The organism is Pantoea sp. SO10 (assembly GCF_005281435.1).
GTDB lineage: Bacteria > Pseudomonadota > Gammaproteobacteria > Enterobacterales > Enterobacteriaceae > Pantoea > Pantoea leporis.
Genome location: NZ_CP040095.1, coordinates 3,035,625 through 3,054,617 on the forward strand (window position 1 = coordinate 3,035,625; position 18,993 = coordinate 3,054,617).

At 55.6% G+C, this 18,993-nt stretch carries 18 protein-coding genes; 10 read left to right on the plus strand and 8 right to left on the minus strand.

The window, feature by feature from the left end:
* The first annotated feature begins 401 nt into the window (after positions 1-401).
* Complete coding sequence (locus FCN45_RS14075; RefSeq protein WP_110866485.1) at positions 402-1,865, plus strand: M48 family metallopeptidase; 1,464 nt, start codon at positions 402-404, stop codon at positions 1,863-1,865.
* A gap of 4 nt (positions 1,866-1,869) precedes the next feature.
* Entirely contained in the window at positions 1,870-2,217 is a 348-nt protein-coding gene (arsC, locus tag FCN45_RS14080; RefSeq protein WP_137386269.1) for an arsenate reductase (glutaredoxin), read from the plus strand.
* Here arsC and hda read toward each other — a convergent pair.
* From hda to upp, 3 genes are all read right to left on the minus strand, one after another.
* Entirely contained in the window at positions 2,214-2,915 is a 702-nt protein-coding gene (gene hda / locus FCN45_RS14085; RefSeq protein WP_036649513.1) for a DnaA inactivator Hda, read from the minus strand. The genes arsC and hda overlap by 4 nt on opposite strands.
* 93 nt (positions 2,916-3,008) lie before the next feature.
* Positions 3,009-4,292: a uracil permease gene (gene uraA, locus FCN45_RS14090; RefSeq protein ID WP_137386270.1), complete on the minus strand. Its 1,284-nt coding sequence runs from the start codon at positions 4,290-4,292 to the stop codon at positions 3,009-3,011.
* A 118-nt stretch (positions 4,293-4,410) separates the two neighbouring features.
* Positions 4,411-5,037 (minus strand): uracil phosphoribosyltransferase, encoded by a 627-nt coding sequence (upp, locus tag FCN45_RS14095; protein WP_008108331.1) that lies wholly within the window; start codon positions 5,035-5,037, stop codon positions 4,411-4,413.
* A gap of 229 nt (positions 5,038-5,266) precedes the next feature.
* On the opposite strand from upp, the gene purM reads away from it, so the two are divergent.
* Positions 5,267-6,307: a phosphoribosylformylglycinamidine cyclo-ligase gene (purM, locus tag FCN45_RS14100; RefSeq protein ID WP_008108330.1), complete on the plus strand. Its 1,041-nt coding sequence runs from the start codon at positions 5,267-5,269 to the stop codon at positions 6,305-6,307.
* A complete protein-coding gene (gene purN / locus FCN45_RS14105) occupies positions 6,304-6,942 on the plus strand; it encodes a phosphoribosylglycinamide formyltransferase (protein ID WP_137386271.1) in 639 nt (212 codons plus the stop codon). The genes purM and purN overlap by 4 nt, the downstream gene beginning before the upstream one ends.
* Positions 6,943-7,051: 109 nt before the next feature.
* Here the strand turns inward: purN and pstB are convergent, their stop codons facing one another.
* Genes pstB through FCN45_RS14120 form a run of 3 tightly spaced genes read right to left on the minus strand, consistent with a single transcriptional unit; the run spans position 7,052 to position 11,519 of the window.
* Positions 7,052-7,819: a phosphate ABC transporter ATP-binding protein PstB gene (gene pstB / locus FCN45_RS14110; protein ID WP_101763509.1), complete on the minus strand. Its 768-nt coding sequence runs from the start codon at positions 7,817-7,819 to the stop codon at positions 7,052-7,054.
* A gap of 11 nt (positions 7,820-7,830) precedes the next feature.
* The gene (gene pstA, locus FCN45_RS14115; protein WP_137386272.1) at positions 7,831-9,429 is read right to left on the minus strand and encodes a phosphate ABC transporter permease PstA; all 1,599 of its coding nucleotides are present in this window, start codon (positions 9,427-9,429) and stop codon (positions 7,831-7,833) included.
* The gene (locus tag FCN45_RS14120) at positions 9,426-11,519 is read right to left on the minus strand and encodes an ABC transporter permease subunit (RefSeq protein WP_137386273.1); all 2,094 of its coding nucleotides are present in this window, start codon (positions 11,517-11,519) and stop codon (positions 9,426-9,428) included. The genes pstA and FCN45_RS14120 overlap by 4 nt, the downstream gene beginning before the upstream one ends.
* Before the next feature lie 182 nt (positions 11,520-11,701).
* Between FCN45_RS14120 and ppk1 the strand changes: the two genes are divergently transcribed.
* The 5 genes from ppk1 to mgtE all read left to right on the plus strand — a co-directional run bounded on the left by ppk1 (position 11,702) and on the right by mgtE (position 17,815).
* Positions 11,702-13,762 carry a polyphosphate kinase 1 gene (gene ppk1, locus FCN45_RS14125; RefSeq protein ID WP_101763506.1) on the plus strand — a complete coding sequence of 687 codons (2,061 nt, stop codon included), beginning with the start codon at positions 11,702-11,704 and terminating at the stop codon, positions 13,760-13,762.
* A 5-nt stretch (positions 13,763-13,767) separates the two neighbouring features.
* Positions 13,768-15,294, plus strand: a complete 1,527-nt coding sequence (gene ppx / locus FCN45_RS14130; RefSeq protein WP_101763505.1) for an exopolyphosphatase — start codon at positions 13,768-13,770, stop codon at positions 15,292-15,294.
* A 27-nt stretch (positions 15,295-15,321) separates the two neighbouring features.
* Positions 15,322-15,921 carry a tellurite resistance methyltransferase TehB gene (gene tehB / locus FCN45_RS14135; protein ID WP_245250861.1) on the plus strand — a complete coding sequence of 200 codons (600 nt, stop codon included), beginning with the start codon at positions 15,322-15,324 and terminating at the stop codon, positions 15,919-15,921.
* Positions 15,922-16,074: 153 nt separating this feature from the next.
* Positions 16,075-16,260, plus strand: a complete 186-nt coding sequence (locus FCN45_RS14140) for a YfgG family protein (protein WP_137386275.1) — start codon at positions 16,075-16,077, stop codon at positions 16,258-16,260.
* Between the two features lie 121 nt (positions 16,261-16,381).
* On the plus strand, positions 16,382-17,815 hold the full coding sequence (gene mgtE / locus FCN45_RS14145; RefSeq protein ID WP_137386276.1) for a magnesium transporter: 1,434 nt from the start codon (positions 16,382-16,384) through the stop codon (positions 17,813-17,815).
* Here the strand turns inward: mgtE and FCN45_RS14150 are convergent.
* On the minus strand, positions 17,812-18,312 hold the full coding sequence (locus FCN45_RS14150) for an AlpA family transcriptional regulator (RefSeq protein WP_137386277.1): 501 nt from the start codon (positions 18,310-18,312) through the stop codon (positions 17,812-17,814). The two genes, mgtE and FCN45_RS14150, sit on opposite strands and share 4 nt — an antisense overlap.
* Positions 18,313-18,325: 13 nt before the next feature.
* On the minus strand, positions 18,326-18,583 hold the full coding sequence (locus tag FCN45_RS23725) for a hypothetical protein (protein WP_137386278.1): 258 nt from the start codon (positions 18,581-18,583) through the stop codon (positions 18,326-18,328).
* Positions 18,584-18,799: 216 nt separating this feature from the next.
* Between FCN45_RS23725 and FCN45_RS14160 the strand changes: the two genes are divergently transcribed.
* A complete protein-coding gene (locus FCN45_RS14160; protein WP_101763499.1) occupies positions 18,800-18,979 on the plus strand; it encodes a DUF2158 domain-containing protein in 180 nt (59 codons plus the stop codon).
* Positions 18,980-18,993 lie beyond the last annotated feature (14 nt).

Sequence of the window (18,993 nt, forward strand, 5' to 3'; positions counted from 1 at the left end):
CGTTTAAAATCCGTCCGATGATAACTGTGTAGCATGCTCTGCGCGTCGTCTTCACGATTAAAAACACTGATGGATAAAGCGGGCCAACACCGCTGATTTACCGCCGCTTTTCAGAGTAAACCTGGAAAAGTTCATGCCAAATTCAATAATTTTGAGCAACTTTACGTAACTTTAACTTTTGCGAGTGAAGAAGCCTGTTTAAATCGCGGCGTGCTATTCAATTTTTTGCTGCAATTTCGTCATGCTGTAACCTTTTTTTCATTTAAAGCTTATGAATCTTCATCGTTTGCTTGTCGCCGCAGTCTGGTTAAGATAGAGCGCGTTCCGCAAAGGGAAAAATAGTGCAGAACATTTGAACCACTTACCTGTCCAATTTCGGGTGACTTTTACAGGATCAAGGCATGTTTAACCGGTTGAAAAAATCAGTGCTGGCGGCCCTTATTCCTACGCTGCTGCTGACGCCTGCGCTGAGTGCGCGCGCTGACGTTAGTGATACGCTGCCCGACATGGGCACCACAGCAGGTTCAACGCTTTCGATTAATCAGGAACTGCAGATGGGCGACTTCTACGTGCGCCAGCTGCGCGCCAGTGCGCCTCTGATTAACGATCCGCTGTTGAATCAATACATTAACGAGCTTGGTCAGCGACTGGTAGCGCATGCCAACTCGGTGCGTACGCCGTTCCACTTCTTTTTGATCCAGAACGACGAACTCAACGCCTTCGCCTTCTTTGGCGGCAACGTGGTGCTGCATTCATCGCTGTTCCGCTATACCGATAACGAAAGCCAGCTGGCGTCGGTGATGGCGCACGAAATCTCGCACGTCACGCAGCGCCATCTGGCGCGCGCCATGGAAGAGCAGCGACGCAATGCGCCGCTGACCTGGGTCGGCGCATTGGGATCGATTCTGCTGGCAATGGCCAGCCCGCAAGCCGGCATGGCGGCGTTGACCGGTACGCTGGCGGGTGCGCAGCAAGGCATTATCAGCTTTACCCAAGGCAACGAGCAGGAAGCTGACCGCATCGGTATTCAGGTGCTGCAACGCGCTGGATTCGATCCGCAAGCGATGCCGACTTTTCTGCAGAAGCTGGCGGATCAGAGCCGCTTCTCCTCCAAGCCGCCGGAAATTTTGCTGACGCACCCGTTACCCGACAGCCGACTTGCCGATGCGCGTAACCGCGCCAACCAGATGCGTCCGGTGGTGGTGCAGTCGTCGCAGGATTTCTACATGGCGAAAGTGCGCTCGCTCGGCATGTACGCCACTGGCCGCAATCAGCTAACTGATGACCTGCTGAACGAATACGCCAAAGGCAACGTGCGCGAGCAGCAGGCGGCGCAGTACGGCAAAGCGATACAGTTCCTGCAGGCTAAAAGCTTTGATAGCGCCAAACGGGTGATCGCCCCGCTGCTGGCGAAACAGCCGGATAACGTCTGGTTCCTTGATATCATGACCGACATCGACATCGGCCTGAATCAGCCGCAGCAGGCGATCGCCATGCTCAGCAGCGCCAAAGGCAGCAACAGCAATCCGGTGTTGCAGTTGAATCTGGCTAATGCCTATGTTGAAGCGAAGCAGCCCGCCAACGCCAGCCGCATCCTCAATCGCTACACCTTTGCCCATCCAGACGATGTTAACGCCTTTGATCTGCTGGCGCAGGCCTCTGCGGCGCAGGGTTTGCGCGATGAAGAACTTTCGGCGCGCGCGGAAGGTTTGGCGCTCAACGGCCAGCTCGATCAGGCGATCTCCACCTTGAGCAGCGCCAGCGCGCAAGTGCCGCTCGGCAGCCTGAAACAAGCGCGCTATGACGCACGTATCGACCAGTTCCGTGAACTGCAAAAGCGTTTTAAGGTTTATCAAAAAGGATAAGAAGATGGTCAGCATTTATCACAACCCGCGCTGCAGCAAGAGCCGCGAAACGCTGGCGCTGTTGCAGGAGCGAGGTATCGAGCCCGATGTGGTGCTTTATCTTGAGACGCCGCCCGATGTCCCCACGCTAAAACGTCTGTTGAAACAGCTCGGCATGCACAGCGCGCGCGAACTGATGCGGCGTAAAGAGGACTTGTATCAAGAGTTGGCTTTAGCGGATAGCGCGTTAAGCGAGGCTCAGCTGCTGCAGGCGATGGTGGATCATCCGAAACTGATTGAACGCCCGATTGTGATCAAGGGCGAACAGGCGCGTATTGGTCGTCCACCCGAAGCGGTGCTGGAGATTATCTAAAGCTCCAGCGCTTCTTTAACAAAAGGAATAGTGAGTTTGCGCTGGGCGCTGATGGAGGCGCGATCGAGACGATCCAGCGTATCAAACAGCGTGCGCATCTCACGGTCGAGGCGTTTCAACAGGAAGCGCCCGACATCTTCCGGCAACTCAAAACCACGCAATCCGGCACGCAGCTGCATCGCCTGTAATTTGTCGTCATCAGAAAGCGGCTGCAAACGGTAAATCTGTCCCCAGTCGAGACGTGAAGCCAGATCCGGTAAGCCGAGATTGAGCTGGCGCGGCGGTCGATCGCCGGTAATCAGCAAACGCGTTTTACCGATTTCCAGAATGCGATTGTAGAGATCAAAGATCGCCATTTCCCACTCCGGATCGCCCGCGATGCACTCGATATTATCAATGCACACCAGCGCCAGATTCTCCATGCCTTCCAGAACTTCCGGCACAAACCAGGTGCGCTTATCCAGCGGCACATAGCCCACCGCTTCGCCGCGCGCCGAGAGTTCCGCACAGGCGGCATGCAGCAGATGACTGCGGCCACCGCCTTCGCGCGACCAGAAATAGAGATAGCTACCGTGTTGCTGAGAGAGTGCGCCTTGCAGCGCCGCCAGCAGAGACGTGTTTTCCCCCGGCCAGAAACTGGCGAAGGTTTCATCATCGGGTAAATAGAGTGGCAATGAGAGCTGTGCCGGCGTGTTCAGAAGTACCTCAACGGATGAGCGGGCAGAAAACCGCGCAAGTTTATCACGATCTTTGCCGGAGATGAACCGGGCTTCCCTGCCCGGCTTGCAGCCTTAACTTTCGCGCTTCTCTTCAGCGTCCAGCACCACCTCTTCCGGGCGCAATACGCTGATTAAACGGAAGATCAGCGCCAGGCTGACACCTACAATAGTCGCCAGCGCCATGCCTTTCAGCTCGGCCGCGCCGATATGCACTTTGGCACCGCTCACGCCGATGATCAGGATCACCGAGGTCAGGATCAGGTTCTGCGCTTTGTTGTAATCCACTTTAGACTCGATCAGCACACGAATACCGGACGCGCCAATCACACCGTATAGCAACAGCGATACGCCGCCCATCACCGGCACAGGAACCGCCTGAATTGCCGCCGCCAGCTTGCCGACGCACGAGAGCAGAATGGCAAAGATCGCCGCGCCGCCAATTACCCAGGTGCTGTACACGCGGGTAATCGCCATTACACCGATATTCTCACCGTAAGTGGTGTTCGGCGTGGAGCCGAAGAAACCGGAGATCATGGTGGATAAACCGTTAGCGAACATCGAGCGGTGCAGACCCGGATCGCGGATCAGATCTTTCTTCACGATATTCGCGGTGACCACCAAGTGACCCACGTGCTCGGCAATCACCACCAGTGCGGCTGGCAGAATGGTCAGCATCGCCACCCATTCAAAACGCGGCGTGTAGAAGGTTGGCAGCGCAAACCACGGCGCATTTTCCACCGCGGTCCAGTCGACAATGCCCATCGCGTAAGAGAGTGCATAGCCGACCAGCACGCCGACTAAAATCGGGATAATGGCGAGGAAACCACGGAACAGCACCGAACCAAACACGGTGACCGCCAGCGTCACCATCGAGATGATTACGGTTTTGCTGTCTGGCGATGTGCCGTCAGCAGGCAGTAAGCCGGCCATATTCGCCGCCACGCCCGCCAGTTCCAGACCGATAACCGCGACAATCGCGCCCATCGCTGCCGGTGGGAACATCACATCAAGCCAGCCGGTACCGGCTTTCTTGACGATCAGCGCCACCATACAGAACAGCAAACCGCAGAGAATAAAACCGCCCAGCGCCACTTCATAACCCAGCGGCAACAGCAGCAGCACCGGCGAAATAAAGGCAAAGCTCGATCCGAGATAAGCGGGGATTTTGCCTTTACAAATAAACAGATAGAGCAGCGTTCCGACGCCGTTAAACAGCAACACCGTGGCCGGGTTGATGTGGAACAGAATCGGCACCAGCACGGTTGCGCCGAACATGGCGAACAGATGCTGCAAGCTGAGTGGAATGGTTTGTAACAGCGGTGGGCGTTCGCTAACGCCGATTGCACGACGAGTCATTATTATCCCCTGTCCTCTTCGTTCTTCGAGCCATGGCTGCGTTGGCTCGAATAACTCGAGGATGACAATGTTGTGTTTCTGCCAAAAAAAAGCCGACTCTCTGGCCGGCTGGTTTCTTTTATTTGGTTCCGAAAATCTTGTCGCCTGCATCTCCCAAGCCAGGAATGATGTAGCCCTTCTCGTTCAATCCCTGATCGATAGATGCGGTGTAGAGCTCCACATCCGGATGCGCTTTCTCCAGCGCGGCAATACCTTCAGGTGCGGCCACCAGCACCAGCACTTTAATGCTGGTACAACCGGCTTTTTTCAGCAGATCGATGGTGGCGATCATCGAACCGCCGGTTGCCAGCATCGGGTCGACCACCAGCGCCAGGCGCTCTTCGATGTTCGAAACCAGCTTCTGGAAATAAGGAACCGGCTCCAGCGTCTCTTCATCACGATACACGCCAACCACGCTGATGCGCGCGCTGGGAACGTGCTCAAGCACGCCTTCCATCATGCCAAGACCCGCACGCAGAATCGGAACCACCGTGATTTTTTTACCTTTGATCTGATCGATTTCAACCGGACCATTCCAGCCTTCGATGGTGACGCGCTCGGTTTCCAGATCGGCGGTGGCTTCATAGGTCAGCAAGCTGCCCACTTCCGAGGCCAGCTCGCGGAAACGCTTGGTGCTGATATCATGCTCACGCATCAGGCCCAGTTTATGTTTGACCAGCGGGTGTTTGACTTCCACGATCTTCATGATTGTTCTCCCGGAATTGAGTTGAGCTAAAAAAAATCGCCGGATTATACCGCCTTTTCGCTGCTGCGCCACTTGTCATCGGTCAATAGCCTGCGTCATCTAAGGATTGGCGAAAATCTGAGGCGATGCAAAGGCAGCATGAGATGGGACTCGCAAACGTTTGCCTGCGCTGTTAGAATTGCCGCGCTTAATTTTTGCCACCAACCGCAACTCGCGTGGGGATTCCGCAGTGACCGACAAAACCTCTCTCAGCTACAAAGACGCCGGTGTTGATATCGATGCTGGTAACGATCTGGTTGACCGTATTAAAGGCGTAGTGAAAAAAACCCGCCGCCCGGAAGTCATGGGTGGATTGGGCGGATTCGGCGCGCTCTGTGCGCTGCCGCAGAAGTACCGCGAGCCGGTGCTGGTCTCCGGAACCGATGGCGTCGGCACCAAGCTGCGTCTGGCGATGGATCTCAAACGCCACGACAGCATCGGCATTGATCTGGTCGCGATGTGTGTTAACGACCTGATTGTTCAGGGTGCTGAGCCGCTGTTCTTCCTCGATTATTACGCGACCGGCAAGTTGGATGTGGATACCGCGTCATCGGTGATCACCGGCATCGCCGAAGGTTGCTTGCAGTCGGGTTGTGCGCTGGTCGGCGGTGAAACCGCTGAAATGCCGGGCATGTACCACGGCGAAGATTACGACGTGGCGGGTTTCTGCGTTGGCGTGGTGGAAAAATCAGAGATCATTGACGGTTCGAAAGTGCAGGACGGCGACGTGCTGATCGCGCTGGGTTCCAGCGGCCCACACTCGAACGGTTATTCACTGGTGCGCAAGATTCTTGAAGTCAGCCAGACCGATCCGGCCACCAAACAGCTGGATGGCAAATCACTGGCCGATCACCTGCTGGCGCCAACCCGCATCTATGTGAAAAACATCCTTAGCCTGATCGAACAGGTTGATGTGCATGCGATTTCGCATCTGACCGGCGGCGGCTTCTGGGAAAACATCCCGCGCGTGTTGCCAGATAACACCCAGGCGGTGCTGGAAGAGAGCAGCTGGCAGTGGCCGTCAGTGTTCAGCTGGTTGCAGCAGGCGGGCAACGTCAGCCGTCACGAAATGTACCGCACCTTTAACTGCGGCGTGGGCATGGTGATTGCGCTGAGCCCGGCAGAAGCCGATAAAGCGGTACAGCTGATGACAGACGCGGGCGAAAAAGCGTGGAAAATCGGTGTGATTAAAGCGTCTGATTCAGAAGAGCGTGTGGTTATCAATCCATGAAAAAACTGGTTGTACTGATCTCCGGCAACGGAAGCAATCTTCAGTCCATCCTCGACGCCTGCGCAAGCGGGCGTATCAACGGCAGCGTCGCTGCCGTTTTCAGTAATAAAGCCAGCGCGTTTGGTTTAACGCGCGCGCGGGAAGCCAACGTCCCGTCACTTGCGTTAGCCGCCAGTGATTTTGCCGACCGCGAAGCCTTTGATCGCCAGCTGATGCAGGAGATTGATGCTTACGCGCCGGATATGGTGGTGCTGGCCGGTTATATGCGCATCCTCAGCAGCGCTTTTGTCGCGCACTATCACGACCGTCTGGTGAATATTCATCCGTCGCTGTTGCCAAAATATCCGGGCTTACACACGCATCGTCAGGCGCTGGAAAACGGCGACGAGGAGCATGGGACCTCAGTGCATTTTGTCACTGACGAGCTGGATGGCGGACCCATTATTTTGCAGGCGCGCGTGCTGGTGTTTGCTGGCGACAGCGAAGACGAGATCAGCGCGCGCGTGCAGCATCAGGAACACGCGATCTATCCGCTGGTGATCAGCTGGTTTATTGATGGGCGTTTGCAGATGCGTGAAGGTAAAGCATGGCTGGATGGTCAGTTATTACCGACGCAAGGCTATGCTCACGATTGAATGTTATGCATATTCCGAAGCGGCGCGATTTATCGCGCATTTCGATGGCAACATCGTGCCCATCCGGGCATTGCGCAATAAATTGCGCCGCTACAAATCGCAGACTTTTTTAACCAAATCTTCCCGTAATATAATCTTCGGTTCGCCGCGCTTTCGGTGAGGTGAAGATTCTGTCGGTTTCGTCAAACTCTACCAACTGACCGTTGTGCATAAACGCGGTGTAATCCGACACGCGTGCCGCCTGCTGCATATTGTGCGTCACCAGCACCAGTGTGAAATGCTGCTTCAGCGTGGTCATCAACTCCTCGATCACCAGCGTTGAGATCGGATCAAGTGCCGAAGTGGGCTCATCCAGCAGTAACACTTCCGGCTCGATGGCAATGGCGCGCGCAATCACCAAACGCTGCTGCTGGCCGTTAGAGAGCGTTAACGCGTTCTGCCCCAGCTGATCTTTCACTTCGCCCCACAACGCCGCCGCGCGCAGCGCACGCTCACAGGCTTCATTCAGCACGCGACGATCGCGCACGCCCTGCAAGCGCAGGCCGTATACCACGTTTTCGTAGATCGATTTAGGAAACGGATTCGGCCGCTGGAATACCATGCCAATGCGGCGACGCAGCGCGGGAAGATCCTGATTCGCCTGCATCACCGCGTAATCACCGAGCAGAATCTCGCCTTCAATGCGGCAGCGATCGATCACATCATTCATGCGATTGAAACAGCGCAGCAGCGTCGATTTGCCACAGCCGGAAGGACCAATCAACGCCGTGATGCGGTTCTTCGGAATCTGCAGATCAATGTTATTCAGCGCCTGGCGTTCGCCATACCACAGCGACAGCTGATTAACGCTAAGGGCAATGTCGTAATCGGGCGTCATCAGAAACCTTTTTAGTGCGTCATAATCCGGTAACGCTCACGCAGCCGATGGCGCAACGCCATCGCCAGCAGATTGAGCGACAGGATGATCACCACCAGCAGCAAAGCGGTGGCGTAAACCAGCGGTCGATCAGCATCGATGTTAGGGCTCTGGAACGCCAAATCGTAGATCTGAAAACCGAGGTGCATGAATTTGCGATCGAGGTGCAGATAAGGGAACACCGCATCAACCGGCAGCTCCGGAACCATCTTCACCACGCCCACCAGCATCAGCGGCGCGGTTTCTCCGGCCGCACGCGCCACCGCCAGAATCAAGCCGGTGAGCATGGCCGGTACCGCCAGCGGCAGCACCACGCGCCACAGCGTTTCCGCCTGCGTTGCGCCCAGCGCCAGCGATCCCTGACGCAGATTATCCGGAATGCGCGACAATCCCTCTTCGGTGGCAACGATCACCACCGGCAGCGTCAGCAGCGCCAGCGTCAGCGCGGCCCACAGCAAGCCCGGCGTACCAAAAGTAGGATTGGGTAAGGCGCTGGAGAAAAACAGCTGGTCGAGGGTGCCGCCAATCAGCCAGACAAAGAAACCGAGGCCAAACACGCCGTAGACAATTGACGGCACGCCCGCAAGATTCACCACCGCGATGCGCACCAGCCGCGTCAGCGCATTGCGTCCGGCGTATTCGTGCAGCCATACCGCCGCGATGACGCCGAGCGGCATGACGATAATCGACATCAACAGCACCATCAGCACGGTGCCAAAAATCGCCGGAAACGCCCCGCTCTCGCCGCCACCGGAAGTCGGTGAATCGCTGACGAATTGCCAAATCTGACCGAAGAAGTGCAGCGTTTTGTTGGTTAAGGTCATGGCATTCGGATACCACGCATCCACCACCTGCGCCAATGGGATGGTGTGATCCACGCCGTTCACATCGCGCAGCACCAGCGTATCGCGCTGACTTTCGTGCTGCAGATGGGTTAACTGCTGCGCCAGCGCGTTAAAGCGGCGCTGTAACGCCGTGCGATTGGCATCAAACTCAGACTGCACTTCCAGGCTGAAGCGGCCATTACGCTGCTGCTCATCGGCCTGCTGCTGCAGGCTTTCCAGCTGTGCATTAAGGCGCGCCATCTCGATGCGGCGGATGTTACTCGCCTGGCGCAGCTGCTCATGTACCTGCTGCAAACGCTGATGCAGCAAGGCATCGCGGCTTTGAGCGGTCATGACTTCGTTATCCTGGCGCAGCTCCACCAGCCAGCCATAGGCGTTACCGCCGTTGCGGCGCTGCAGCACCAACACATCAGCAGGACGACGGGTTTTCGCCTCGCCCTGACTGTAGAGCACGCGGAAATCCGGCGCGGCAAAGTCACGGTTGCCGGTTTTCACCACATAGCGCCACTGTTCGCCCTGCTGCTGCTTTTGCAAGGTTTCACCCAGCACCATCACCGGGCTGCCTTGCGGCGGCTGGAACTGATATTGATCGACCGGATGCGGCCAGAAGGCACGCACGCCCTGCCAGCCGAGCAAACCAATCAGCAAGGTAAACGCCAGCAGGCAAACCGCGACGGCGCCAGCGGTGAGCCAGCGCCAGCGATCGTTTTGTTTCATCGCCGTCATCCGTGGCCCTCATGCTGGCTGTAGCGTTGGCGCAAGCGCTGACGAATCAACTCGGCGATGGTGTTGATCACCAAGGTGAAGATCAACAGCAACAACGCACTGAGGAACAGAATGCGATAATGCGCGCTGCCCGCAGCGGCTTCGGGCATCTCAATGGCAATGTTGGCGGAGAGTGCACGCAGGCCAGCAAATAAGCCGCCTTCGCTAACCGGCGTGTTGCCGGTGGCCATCAGCACAATCATCGTCTCGCCGACGGCGCGGCCAAAGCCAATCATCAAGGCGGCGAAGATGCCCGCCGAGGCACCCGGCAGCACCACACGCGTCAGGGTTTGCCACGGCGTGGCGCCCAGCGCCAGCGAGCCCTGCCCCAGCGCGCCCGGCACGCTGAACAGCGCATCTTCCGATAGGGTGAAAATCAGCGGCACCAGTGCAAAACCCATCGCCAGTGCAGCAACTAATAAGTTGCGCTGTTCGTAATGCGCTAAACGCTCGCCAATCTCCGGCCAGAACAGCGTTGGCAGCCACAGCGTCAGCAACGTCACCACTAACAGTAGCGGCAGCAGCAGAATCACTTCAAAACCGGGACGTCGCCAGCTGGCCGGCAAACGCGGACTCAGCACGCCGCACAATAATAAGGTCGCGGCCAACACCGGCGGCAGTAGCAGCACGCCAACCAGCGCGGTGCTGATGTGCGGTGCCAGCCACACGCCAGCGATTAAACCAATTACCACGCTGGGCAGCGCGCCCATCATTTCGATCGCCGGTTTCACCCAGCGACGTAAACCCGGCGACATAAACCAGGCGGTATACATCGCGGCAGCCAGCGCCAGCGGCGTGGCAAACAGCAGCGCCAGACAGGCGGCTTTCAGCGTGCCCAGTACCAGCGGCATCAGGCTGAACTTGGCTTGATAGCTGTCGCCCGCCGCGGTGGATTGCCATACCCAATCGGCCTGCGGATAGTTTTCGTACCAGATTTTTTGCCACAGGTTGCGCCAGGTGAAGTCTGGCCACGGGTTATCCAGCGCAAACTGTTGCCATTCCCCGGCGCGTTCAATGATCAAGGCATCACCGTGCGGCGCGAAGGCCAATGCCTGAATGCCCGGTGCCAGCTGACGCGTTAAAATCGCGCCCTGCTGCTTGCTGGCGAACAGCTGAACCTTGCCCTGCGCATCGTAAGTGGCAAACACGCGGCGCTGCGGCTCCGGCGTTATTTCGCGCACCTGCTGGCTACCGTTGAAGGTGTGAATCTGTTGTAAGCGCGGCCCTTGATCACTGGCGATAGCGAACCATTGCTGCACGCCCTGCGCATCCTGAATCAGCAAGGTGCGTCCACCGGCCAGCATATGCAGGCTTTGCGGCGGCAGATTGAGGGTTTGCGTTTCACGTAACTGTGCGCCATCAGATGTGATTTGCCACACGCGCAGCAAACGCCCGCTGCTGGCGTAAAGCAAAGAGCCATCCGGTGACAACAGCAGATGATCGGCGTGCTGCTGCGGCAACAGGATCTGATTCACTTTTTGCTGATTTTCCAGCGTCAGCAGGCTGATGCCAGCTGCGGTTTGCGCCGCGATCAACCATTGATGGTCGTTGAGCGACGTCAGCGCCATATTACTGACCGGGCCTTGCGGTAAGCGCAGCGGACGATCGCCGAGCGGGAAGCCCCATTCGCCGCTGCCGTTGCGGATAACCGGTTGCATTAACAGCAGTTCGCCCTGCATATTGAGCAGCACGCTGCGGTTATCAAAGCTTGCGATCGCCGCATCGGGTTTGCCATTCAGCGCCAGTGCGGGAGCGGCAGGTTGACCATCAAGCGGAATAAAGCGCGCTTCGTTGCGGCTGATGCGCCAGCCTAAATGGCCGTCGCTGCCCATCGCCAGCATTGGAGCTTTGTCCCACAGCTGAATATTGGTGGTGGCATGCATCCCAGGCGCGCTAAACAGCGGCAACACCACCCAGATCAACCAGAAGAACAGCAGTAACATCAGCAGCAAAATTCCCACGCCGCAAGCTGTGACGACGCGGCGCACTAAATTATCAGTGGCGCGTCGACGACGGTCGCTAAAGTGGACGGGAATACGATTTATGCTCATGCAGGCCAGGTTACCGGTGGAAACAAGTCGCTATGTTGCCCGTAGCTGATTGATAAGACAACCTTTGACGTTGGACAAGCCTGCCATACTCTCGCCATAATGGTGACGGACACTGAGCGGTAACGCATTTTTGCGTCTTTTCCGCCGGACATTCCGTCCAGCATCAGCATCTCGGAGTCAGAATGGGTCAGGATAAGCTGTATATAGAAAAAGAATTAAGCTGGTTAAGCTTCAATGAACGTGTGTTACAGGAAGCCTCGGATAAAAGTAATCCGCTGATTGAACGCATGCGCTTCCTCGGGATTTACTCCAATAACCTCGAAGAGTTCTATAAAGTGCGCTTTGCCGATCTCAAGCGGCGAATTCTGATCAGCGAAGAGCAAGGCAAACCAACCTCTTTGCGGCATCTGTTGAAGAAAATTCAGCTGCGGGTGCAGAAATCGGATCAGGAGTTTGATGCGCTCTATAACGATCTGCTGCTGGAAATGGCGCGTAATCAGATCTTCCTGATTAACGAACGTCAACTGTCACCGAATCAGCAAGAGTGGCTGCGCTACTACTTCAAACATCAATTACGCCAGCACGTCACGCCGATTCTGATTAACCATGACACCGATCTGATCGAATTCCTGAAAGACGATTACACCTATCTGGCGGTGGAGATCATTCGCGGCGACGATATTCGTTATGCGCTGCTGGAGATCCCGTCTGATAAAGTGCCGCGCTTTATAAACTTGCCGGCTGAGTCGCCACGTCGGCGCAAGCCAATGATTCTGCTGGATAACATCCTGCGCTATTGCCTCGATGAAATTTTCAAAGGCTTCTTCGATTACGATACGCTGAACGCCTATTCGATGAAGATGACGCGCGACGCCGAATACGATCTGGTTACAGAGATGGAATCGAGCCTGCTGGAGCTGATGTCGTCGAGCCTGAAGCAGCGTCTCAATGCCGAGCCGGTCCGTTTTGTTTATCAGCGCGATATGCCGGATGCGATGGTGGAAATGCTGCGCCATAAGTTGTCGATTTCGAACTACGATTCGATTGTGCCCGGCGGCCGCTACCATAACTTCAAAGATTTCATCGGCTTCCCGAACGTTGGTAAAAGCAATCTGGAAAACCGTCCGCTGCCGCAGATTCGCCACATCGGCTTTGACGGCTTCCGCAACGGTTTCGACGCCATCCGCAATCGCGATGTGCTGCTCTACTATCCGTATCACACCTTTGAGCATGTGCTGGAGCTGCTGCGTCAGGCCTCGTTCGACCCGAACGTGCTGGCGATTAAGATCAATATTTACCGCGTAGCGAAAAACTCGCGCATCATGGATGCGATGATTCACGCCGCCTATAACGGTAAGAAAGTCACGGTGGTGGTGGAACTGCAGGCGCGCTTCGATGAAGAGGCCAACATCCGCTGGGCGAAACGCCTGACCGAAGCGGGCGTGCATGTGATCTTCTCCGCGCCGGGTCTGAAAATTCACGCCAAGCTGTTCCTGATTTCGCGCCGTGAAGGCGAAGAAGTGGTGCGTTATGCGCATATCGGTACCGGGAACTTCAACGAAAAAACCGCGCGCATTTATACTGACTATTCATTGCTGACCGCCGATGCGCGCATCACCAATGAAGTGCGTCGCGTGTTCAACTTCATTGAGAATCCGTATCGTCCGGTCACTTTCGAGCATTTGCTGGTGTCACCGCAGAACTCGCGTGACGTGCTGTATAAGTTCATTGATGCCGAGATCGCCAACGCGCAGCAAGGCAATCCTGCTGGCATTACGTTGAAGATCAACAACCTGGTGGATAATGGTTTAGTTGATCGACTTTACGCCGCCTCGTCGGCAGGCGTGAAAGTGAATCTGCTGGTGCGCGGCATGTGTTCGCTGATCCCTGATTTACCGGGCATCAGTGAAAATATTCGCATTACCAGCATCGTTGACCGCTATCTCGAACACGACCGCGTCTATATTTTTGAGAACGGCGGCGAGAAAAAGGTGTTCCTCTCTTCCGCGGACTGGATGACGCGTAACATTGATCACCGCATTGAAGTTGCCGTGGCGATTCTTGATCCCCGCGTGAAGCAGCGCATATTGGACATCATCGCCATTCTGTTTAGTGATACGGTGAAAGCCCGCATCGTCGATAAAGAGCTGAGTAATCGTTATGTGCCGCGCGGCAACCGTAAAAAGGTGCGTTCGCAACTGGCCATTTATGACTACATCAAGAAACTGGAACAACCCGAATAACGCCTATGCCAATCTCACATAAAAGTACGCCGAAACCTCAGGAATTCGCGGCAATCGACCTCGGCTCGAACAGCTTCCATATGGTCATTGCCCGCGTGGTGGATGGCGCTTTACAAGTGCTGGGACGCCTGAAACAGCGCGTGCATCTCGCCGATGGGCTGGATGCGCACAATCGCCTGAGCGAAGAAGCGATTGAGCGCGGGCTGAGCTGTCTGGCGTTGTTCGCCGAACGTTTGCAGGGCTTCAGTTCCGCCAACGTGACGATCGTCGGCACGCACACGCTGCGTATCGCCAGCAATGCGGAAGAGTTTCTGCAGCGCGCGGCCGAGGTGATTCCCTATCCGATCGAGGTGATCTCCGGCAACGAAGAAGCGCGTCTGATTTTTATGGGCGTGGAGCACACGCAGCCGGAAAAAGGCCGCAAGCTGGTGATCGATATCGGCGGCGGCTCCACCGAACTGGTGATTGGGGAAGACTTTGAGCCGCAGCTGGTAGAGAGCCGCCGCATGGGCTGCGTCAGCTTCGCCAATCTCTTCTTCCCCAAAGGCGAAATCACGCCAGAAAACTTCCGCCGTGCGCGCCTCTCCGCTGCGCAAAAGCTAGAAACCATGGCGTGGCAATATCGTTTGCACGGCTGGCAATATGCGCTGGGCGCGTCGGGCTCCATCAAAGCGGCCTGCGAAGTGCTGCTGGCGATGGGCGAAAAAGAGAAGCTGATTACGCCAGAAACGCTGGAGTTGCTGACCAGCGAAGTGCTGAAGCATAAGTCGTTTAATGCGCTGAGCCTGCCGGGCTTGTCGGAAGAGCGTAAAGCGGTGTTTGTGCCAGGCTTAGCAATTTTGTGTGGCGTGTTTGATGCGTTAGCGATTCGCGAGCTGCGTCTCTCTGACGGCGCACTGCGTGAAGGCGTGCTGTATGAGATGGAAGGCCGTTTCCGTCATCAGGACATTCGCAGCCGCACCGCGCAAAGTCTGGCAAATCACTATGCGATTGATAGCGATCAGGCGCGCCGTGTGCTGGAAACCACCGAGAAGCTCTATTTGCAGTGGCAGGAGCAGAATCCCAAGCAAGCTAATCCGCAACTGTCGGCGCTGCTGAAATGGGCCGCGCTGCTGCATGAAGTGGGATTGACCATCAATCACAGCGGCATGCAGCGCCATTCGGCTTACATCCTGCAGAACTCCAACATGCCGGGCTTTAATCAGGATCAACAGATGCTGTTGGCCACGCTGGTACGTTATCACCGCAAAGCGGTGAAGCAGGATGAGATGCCGCGTTTCACCTTGTTTAAAAAGAAACAGTTTCTGCCGATGGTATTCCTGCTGCGTCTTGGCACGCTGCTGAATAATCAGCGCCAGGCGACCACCAAACCGGATTCTCTCAAGCTCAGCACCGACGACGGCCACTGGACGCTGACCTTCCCTGCCGGCTTCCTGAGCCAGAATACGTTGGTGCAGCTGGATCTGGAGCGCGAGCAAGCTTACTGGAATGATGTCACCGGCTGGAAACTAATGCTGGAAGAAGAGGAGTAATGCGGGCAGCTGGCCCGCAATCTGGTTATGACTACACGCCCCGATAATTATTATGCTGAAAAATATGGCCTCACGCCGACCCATTCTGAAGTGTTGGCGGCCCTGCCTCATCTTGAAGTAGGGAAAGCACTGGATTTGGGCTGCGGCCAGGGCCGCAATAGTCTGTTTCTCAATCAGCATGGCTTTGACGTGACGGCCTGGGACAGCAATCCCGCCAGTCTGGAGCGCCTGAACAGCATCATTGCGGAAGAGAATCTACAGAACATTCACACCGAGCTGTGCGATCTCAATAGCGTGCGCTTCAACGGCAGCTATCAGTTTGTGCTGTCGACCGTGGTGATGATGTTCCTGCAGCCGGCAACCATTCCGCAGCTGATTGCCGATATGCAGGCCAGCACGCGTAAATATGGCTACAACCTGATTGTGGCGGCGATGGATACCGATGATTATCCCAATACGCAAAACTTCCCGTTTGCGTTTAAATCCGGTGAACTCAGCCACTATTACCGCAACTGGCATATTGTGAAGTACAACGAAGAGGTCGGTGAGCTGCATCGTCGTGATGAAAACGGTAACCGCATTAAAACCCGTTTCGCCACGCTGCTGGCGCAGAAAGCCAGTTACTGAATTAACGGCCGCTTTGTGCGGCCGTTAGATTGTCTGATGACGATCAGTGCGCTGAATCTTTTTTGCTCATTTTTCACACAGCGATTGCTTTAGCGATCTAAGTGTGACTAAATATTGCCTCCGCCCATCGGGCATTTATAGGAACCACCCCGCGTGAACAGCGCTATCTCTGCACGAAGACGTCCCAAAACTGGCACCATGACCCGCATTGTTTTACTGGTCAGCTTCTTAATTTTGTTTGGCCGCCTGCTTTTCATCATTCCCGGTGCCATCGAGCATCATCAGCAAAAGAAAACCATCCCTGAACCGGTCACGCTGAGCAACAGTGATTCGCGCTAAATAATTTGCGGGTCGGCTGTCGCTGCTAAACATTGTCCTTTGAGACAATGCTGCTTTTTACGTCCTGTTACCCGCAACGCGCTACACTGTGAGCTGACTTTACAGACACAAGGAACGCGTTATGTCTGCTTCGCATTCACAAAAATTAGCTGAAACCCGTCATCACATTCTCAACCTGCTGCTCAACGAGCACGATCTGGTTGATGTTCTGCTGGATAAATCCGTCGATCTGAATGCCGCCGAACTGCGTGATATCACCGACTGGCGTCATGAATTAGAGCGTGAGCTGCAGCAATTGCACGCCGCGGATTTGGCCGACATCCTCGAAGCCTTGCCGGAAGAAGAGCGTCAGGCGCTGTGGCGTTTAGTGCCGACGGCACAGCGAGGTCACGTCCTGGTTGAGGCTTCAGAAACCGTTTGGGCCAGCCTGACGGAAGAAATGTCTGATCGCGATATTCTGCACGCCATCGAGCCGCTGGATATCGACGATCAGGTATATCTGGCGCGCTACCTGCCGCGCGATTTAACCGGACGTCTGCTCACTACCCTTGAACCAAGCCTGCGCGCGCGGCTGATGAGCGTGATCGAGCTGGATCGCGATCGCGTCGGGCAGATCATGGATTTCAATATCCTGACGGTGCGCTCTGACGTGACCTTAGCCACGGTGCAGCGCTATCTGCGTAAAGGCAAGAAAATGCCTGACGGCACCGATAAGATCTTTATCACCGACGAACAGAATCAACTGGTAGGTGAGTTAACGCTCACTGATATTCTGCTCAACAAACCGAAGATGCTGGTCGCAGAAGTGATGAATTCGCATCCCACCACGTTTCAGCTCAACGATAAAGCGGAAGACGCTGCCAGCGCGTTTGAACGTTATAACCTGATCTCCGCTGCGGTCACCGATGCTCAAGGCAAACTGATTGGCCGTATCACCATTGAAGACGTGGTCGATTTGGTGAACGAAGAGAACGAAAGCAACATCCGTAAAATGGGGGGTATCAGCCAGGGCGAAGACGTGTTTGCGCCGGTGCGCAAAGCGGTGGGCAAACGCTGGGCCTGGCTGGCGGTTAACCTGTGTACCGCATTTGTCGCTTCGCGCGTGATTGGCCTGTTTGAAGCCACCATATCGCAGCTGGTTGCGCTGGCGGCGCTGATGCCAATCGTCGCCGGCATCGGCGGCAACACCGGCAATCAAACCATTACCATGATTGTGCGTGCGCTGGCGCTGCATCAGGTTGAACCGGGTAACTTCTCGTTCCTGATCATGCGTGAACTCGGCGTGGCATTGATTAACGGCCTGTTCTGGGGCGGCATTATGGGCGGTGTGACCTGGCTGATGTATGACAACCTGCAACTCGGCGGCGTGATGATGCTGGCGATGGTGCTGAACCTGCTGCTGGCCGCACTGATGGGCGTGCTGATTCCGTTAATCATGACCAAAATGAAACGCGATCCCGCCGTTGGCTCTAGCGTGCTGATCACCGCGATCACCGATACCGGCGGATTCTTTATCTTCCTTGGTCTGGCGACGATATTTTTGCTGCATCATTAAGGCTTTAAACAGTGTGCGTAACGTTGCAGCATCTGCTGTAAATTGAGTTGCAACGTTGCGCGCGCCAGTTCACTCAGTGCTGGATTGACCCGCGTTGAACCACGCTGATTTAACCACTCCAGCACATCGATTAAATGCCATATGGCTGTTTTTCCATCATGAATCGGGCGCGGAAACTGCGGGCTATGGCTGAGCATCAGCTTGCGCATGTTCTGCCGCGAAACTCCTATCAACTCTGCGATATCCGTCAGCCCGACTAAATCTGGCGCGGCTTCAATCAGTTCCGCATCTGGCAATGCCTCAAAAACATCCTCCAACGCGCTGCGCACCGCGTCCTGTGCAGTGCTGGCTTCGCGGCAGAACGTCATGCTTAATTTTCCCGCCACACCCGCGCCAATTAACGCATCAGTGCAGCCTTGCGAATCGAGCCGTTCGATCACTTCATCGATGTCGCTCTCATCATTGAGCTGAAAACGCAGCGTAAACTCAAATTCCATGTTTCACTCCTCGTCACTTAACCCGCTGAGGGCTTTCACTGCAGTTATCCACCACGCGCCGTAACAGTTTGGCATGCGTTTCGGGATTTTTTGGCGTACTCCAGATGCAGGTAATGCAGTAATCCCCACATCGACACTCTGTCGAATTATCTGGGCAGTACATCTTGCCCCACGCATGGTGACCGCCAACGGCAATCTTCCAACCTCTCGCTTCTGCATATCGCAAAGCCTCTTCGACCGCTTTATGCGGATGCCGCTTCCTGTATGACATCGCTGGCTACCTTATGCTCACCGCAATAAGTTGTCAACTGACAACCGCGAAGTGTTTCGGTACTATTTCAGCGGCGAATGTTGCAGAAAATAACCAGAACGGTCTCAACGCGCTTTGATTCAGTTTTGTGCTGGAAGACAGCGCACAAAATCAAGCGCACAGCGCCTGAAGTGCATATAGACTCTGTTGTTATCACTGACCTGAAGGAGAAGAAGCATGTTTAACGTGGATGATTTTGTGCAGTCTAAGACCGGTGGCCCAAAGATGCAGGTGCTGCGCGTGGAAGGCGATATGCTGTGGTGCGCTCGCGTTGACGATCACATCAAGCGTGAAATTGAAGTCAGAGCCGATAGCGTGAATCTGTATCACGAAGACGGCGATTTCGGCGTCTGTTAAAAAAATGGCCCCAA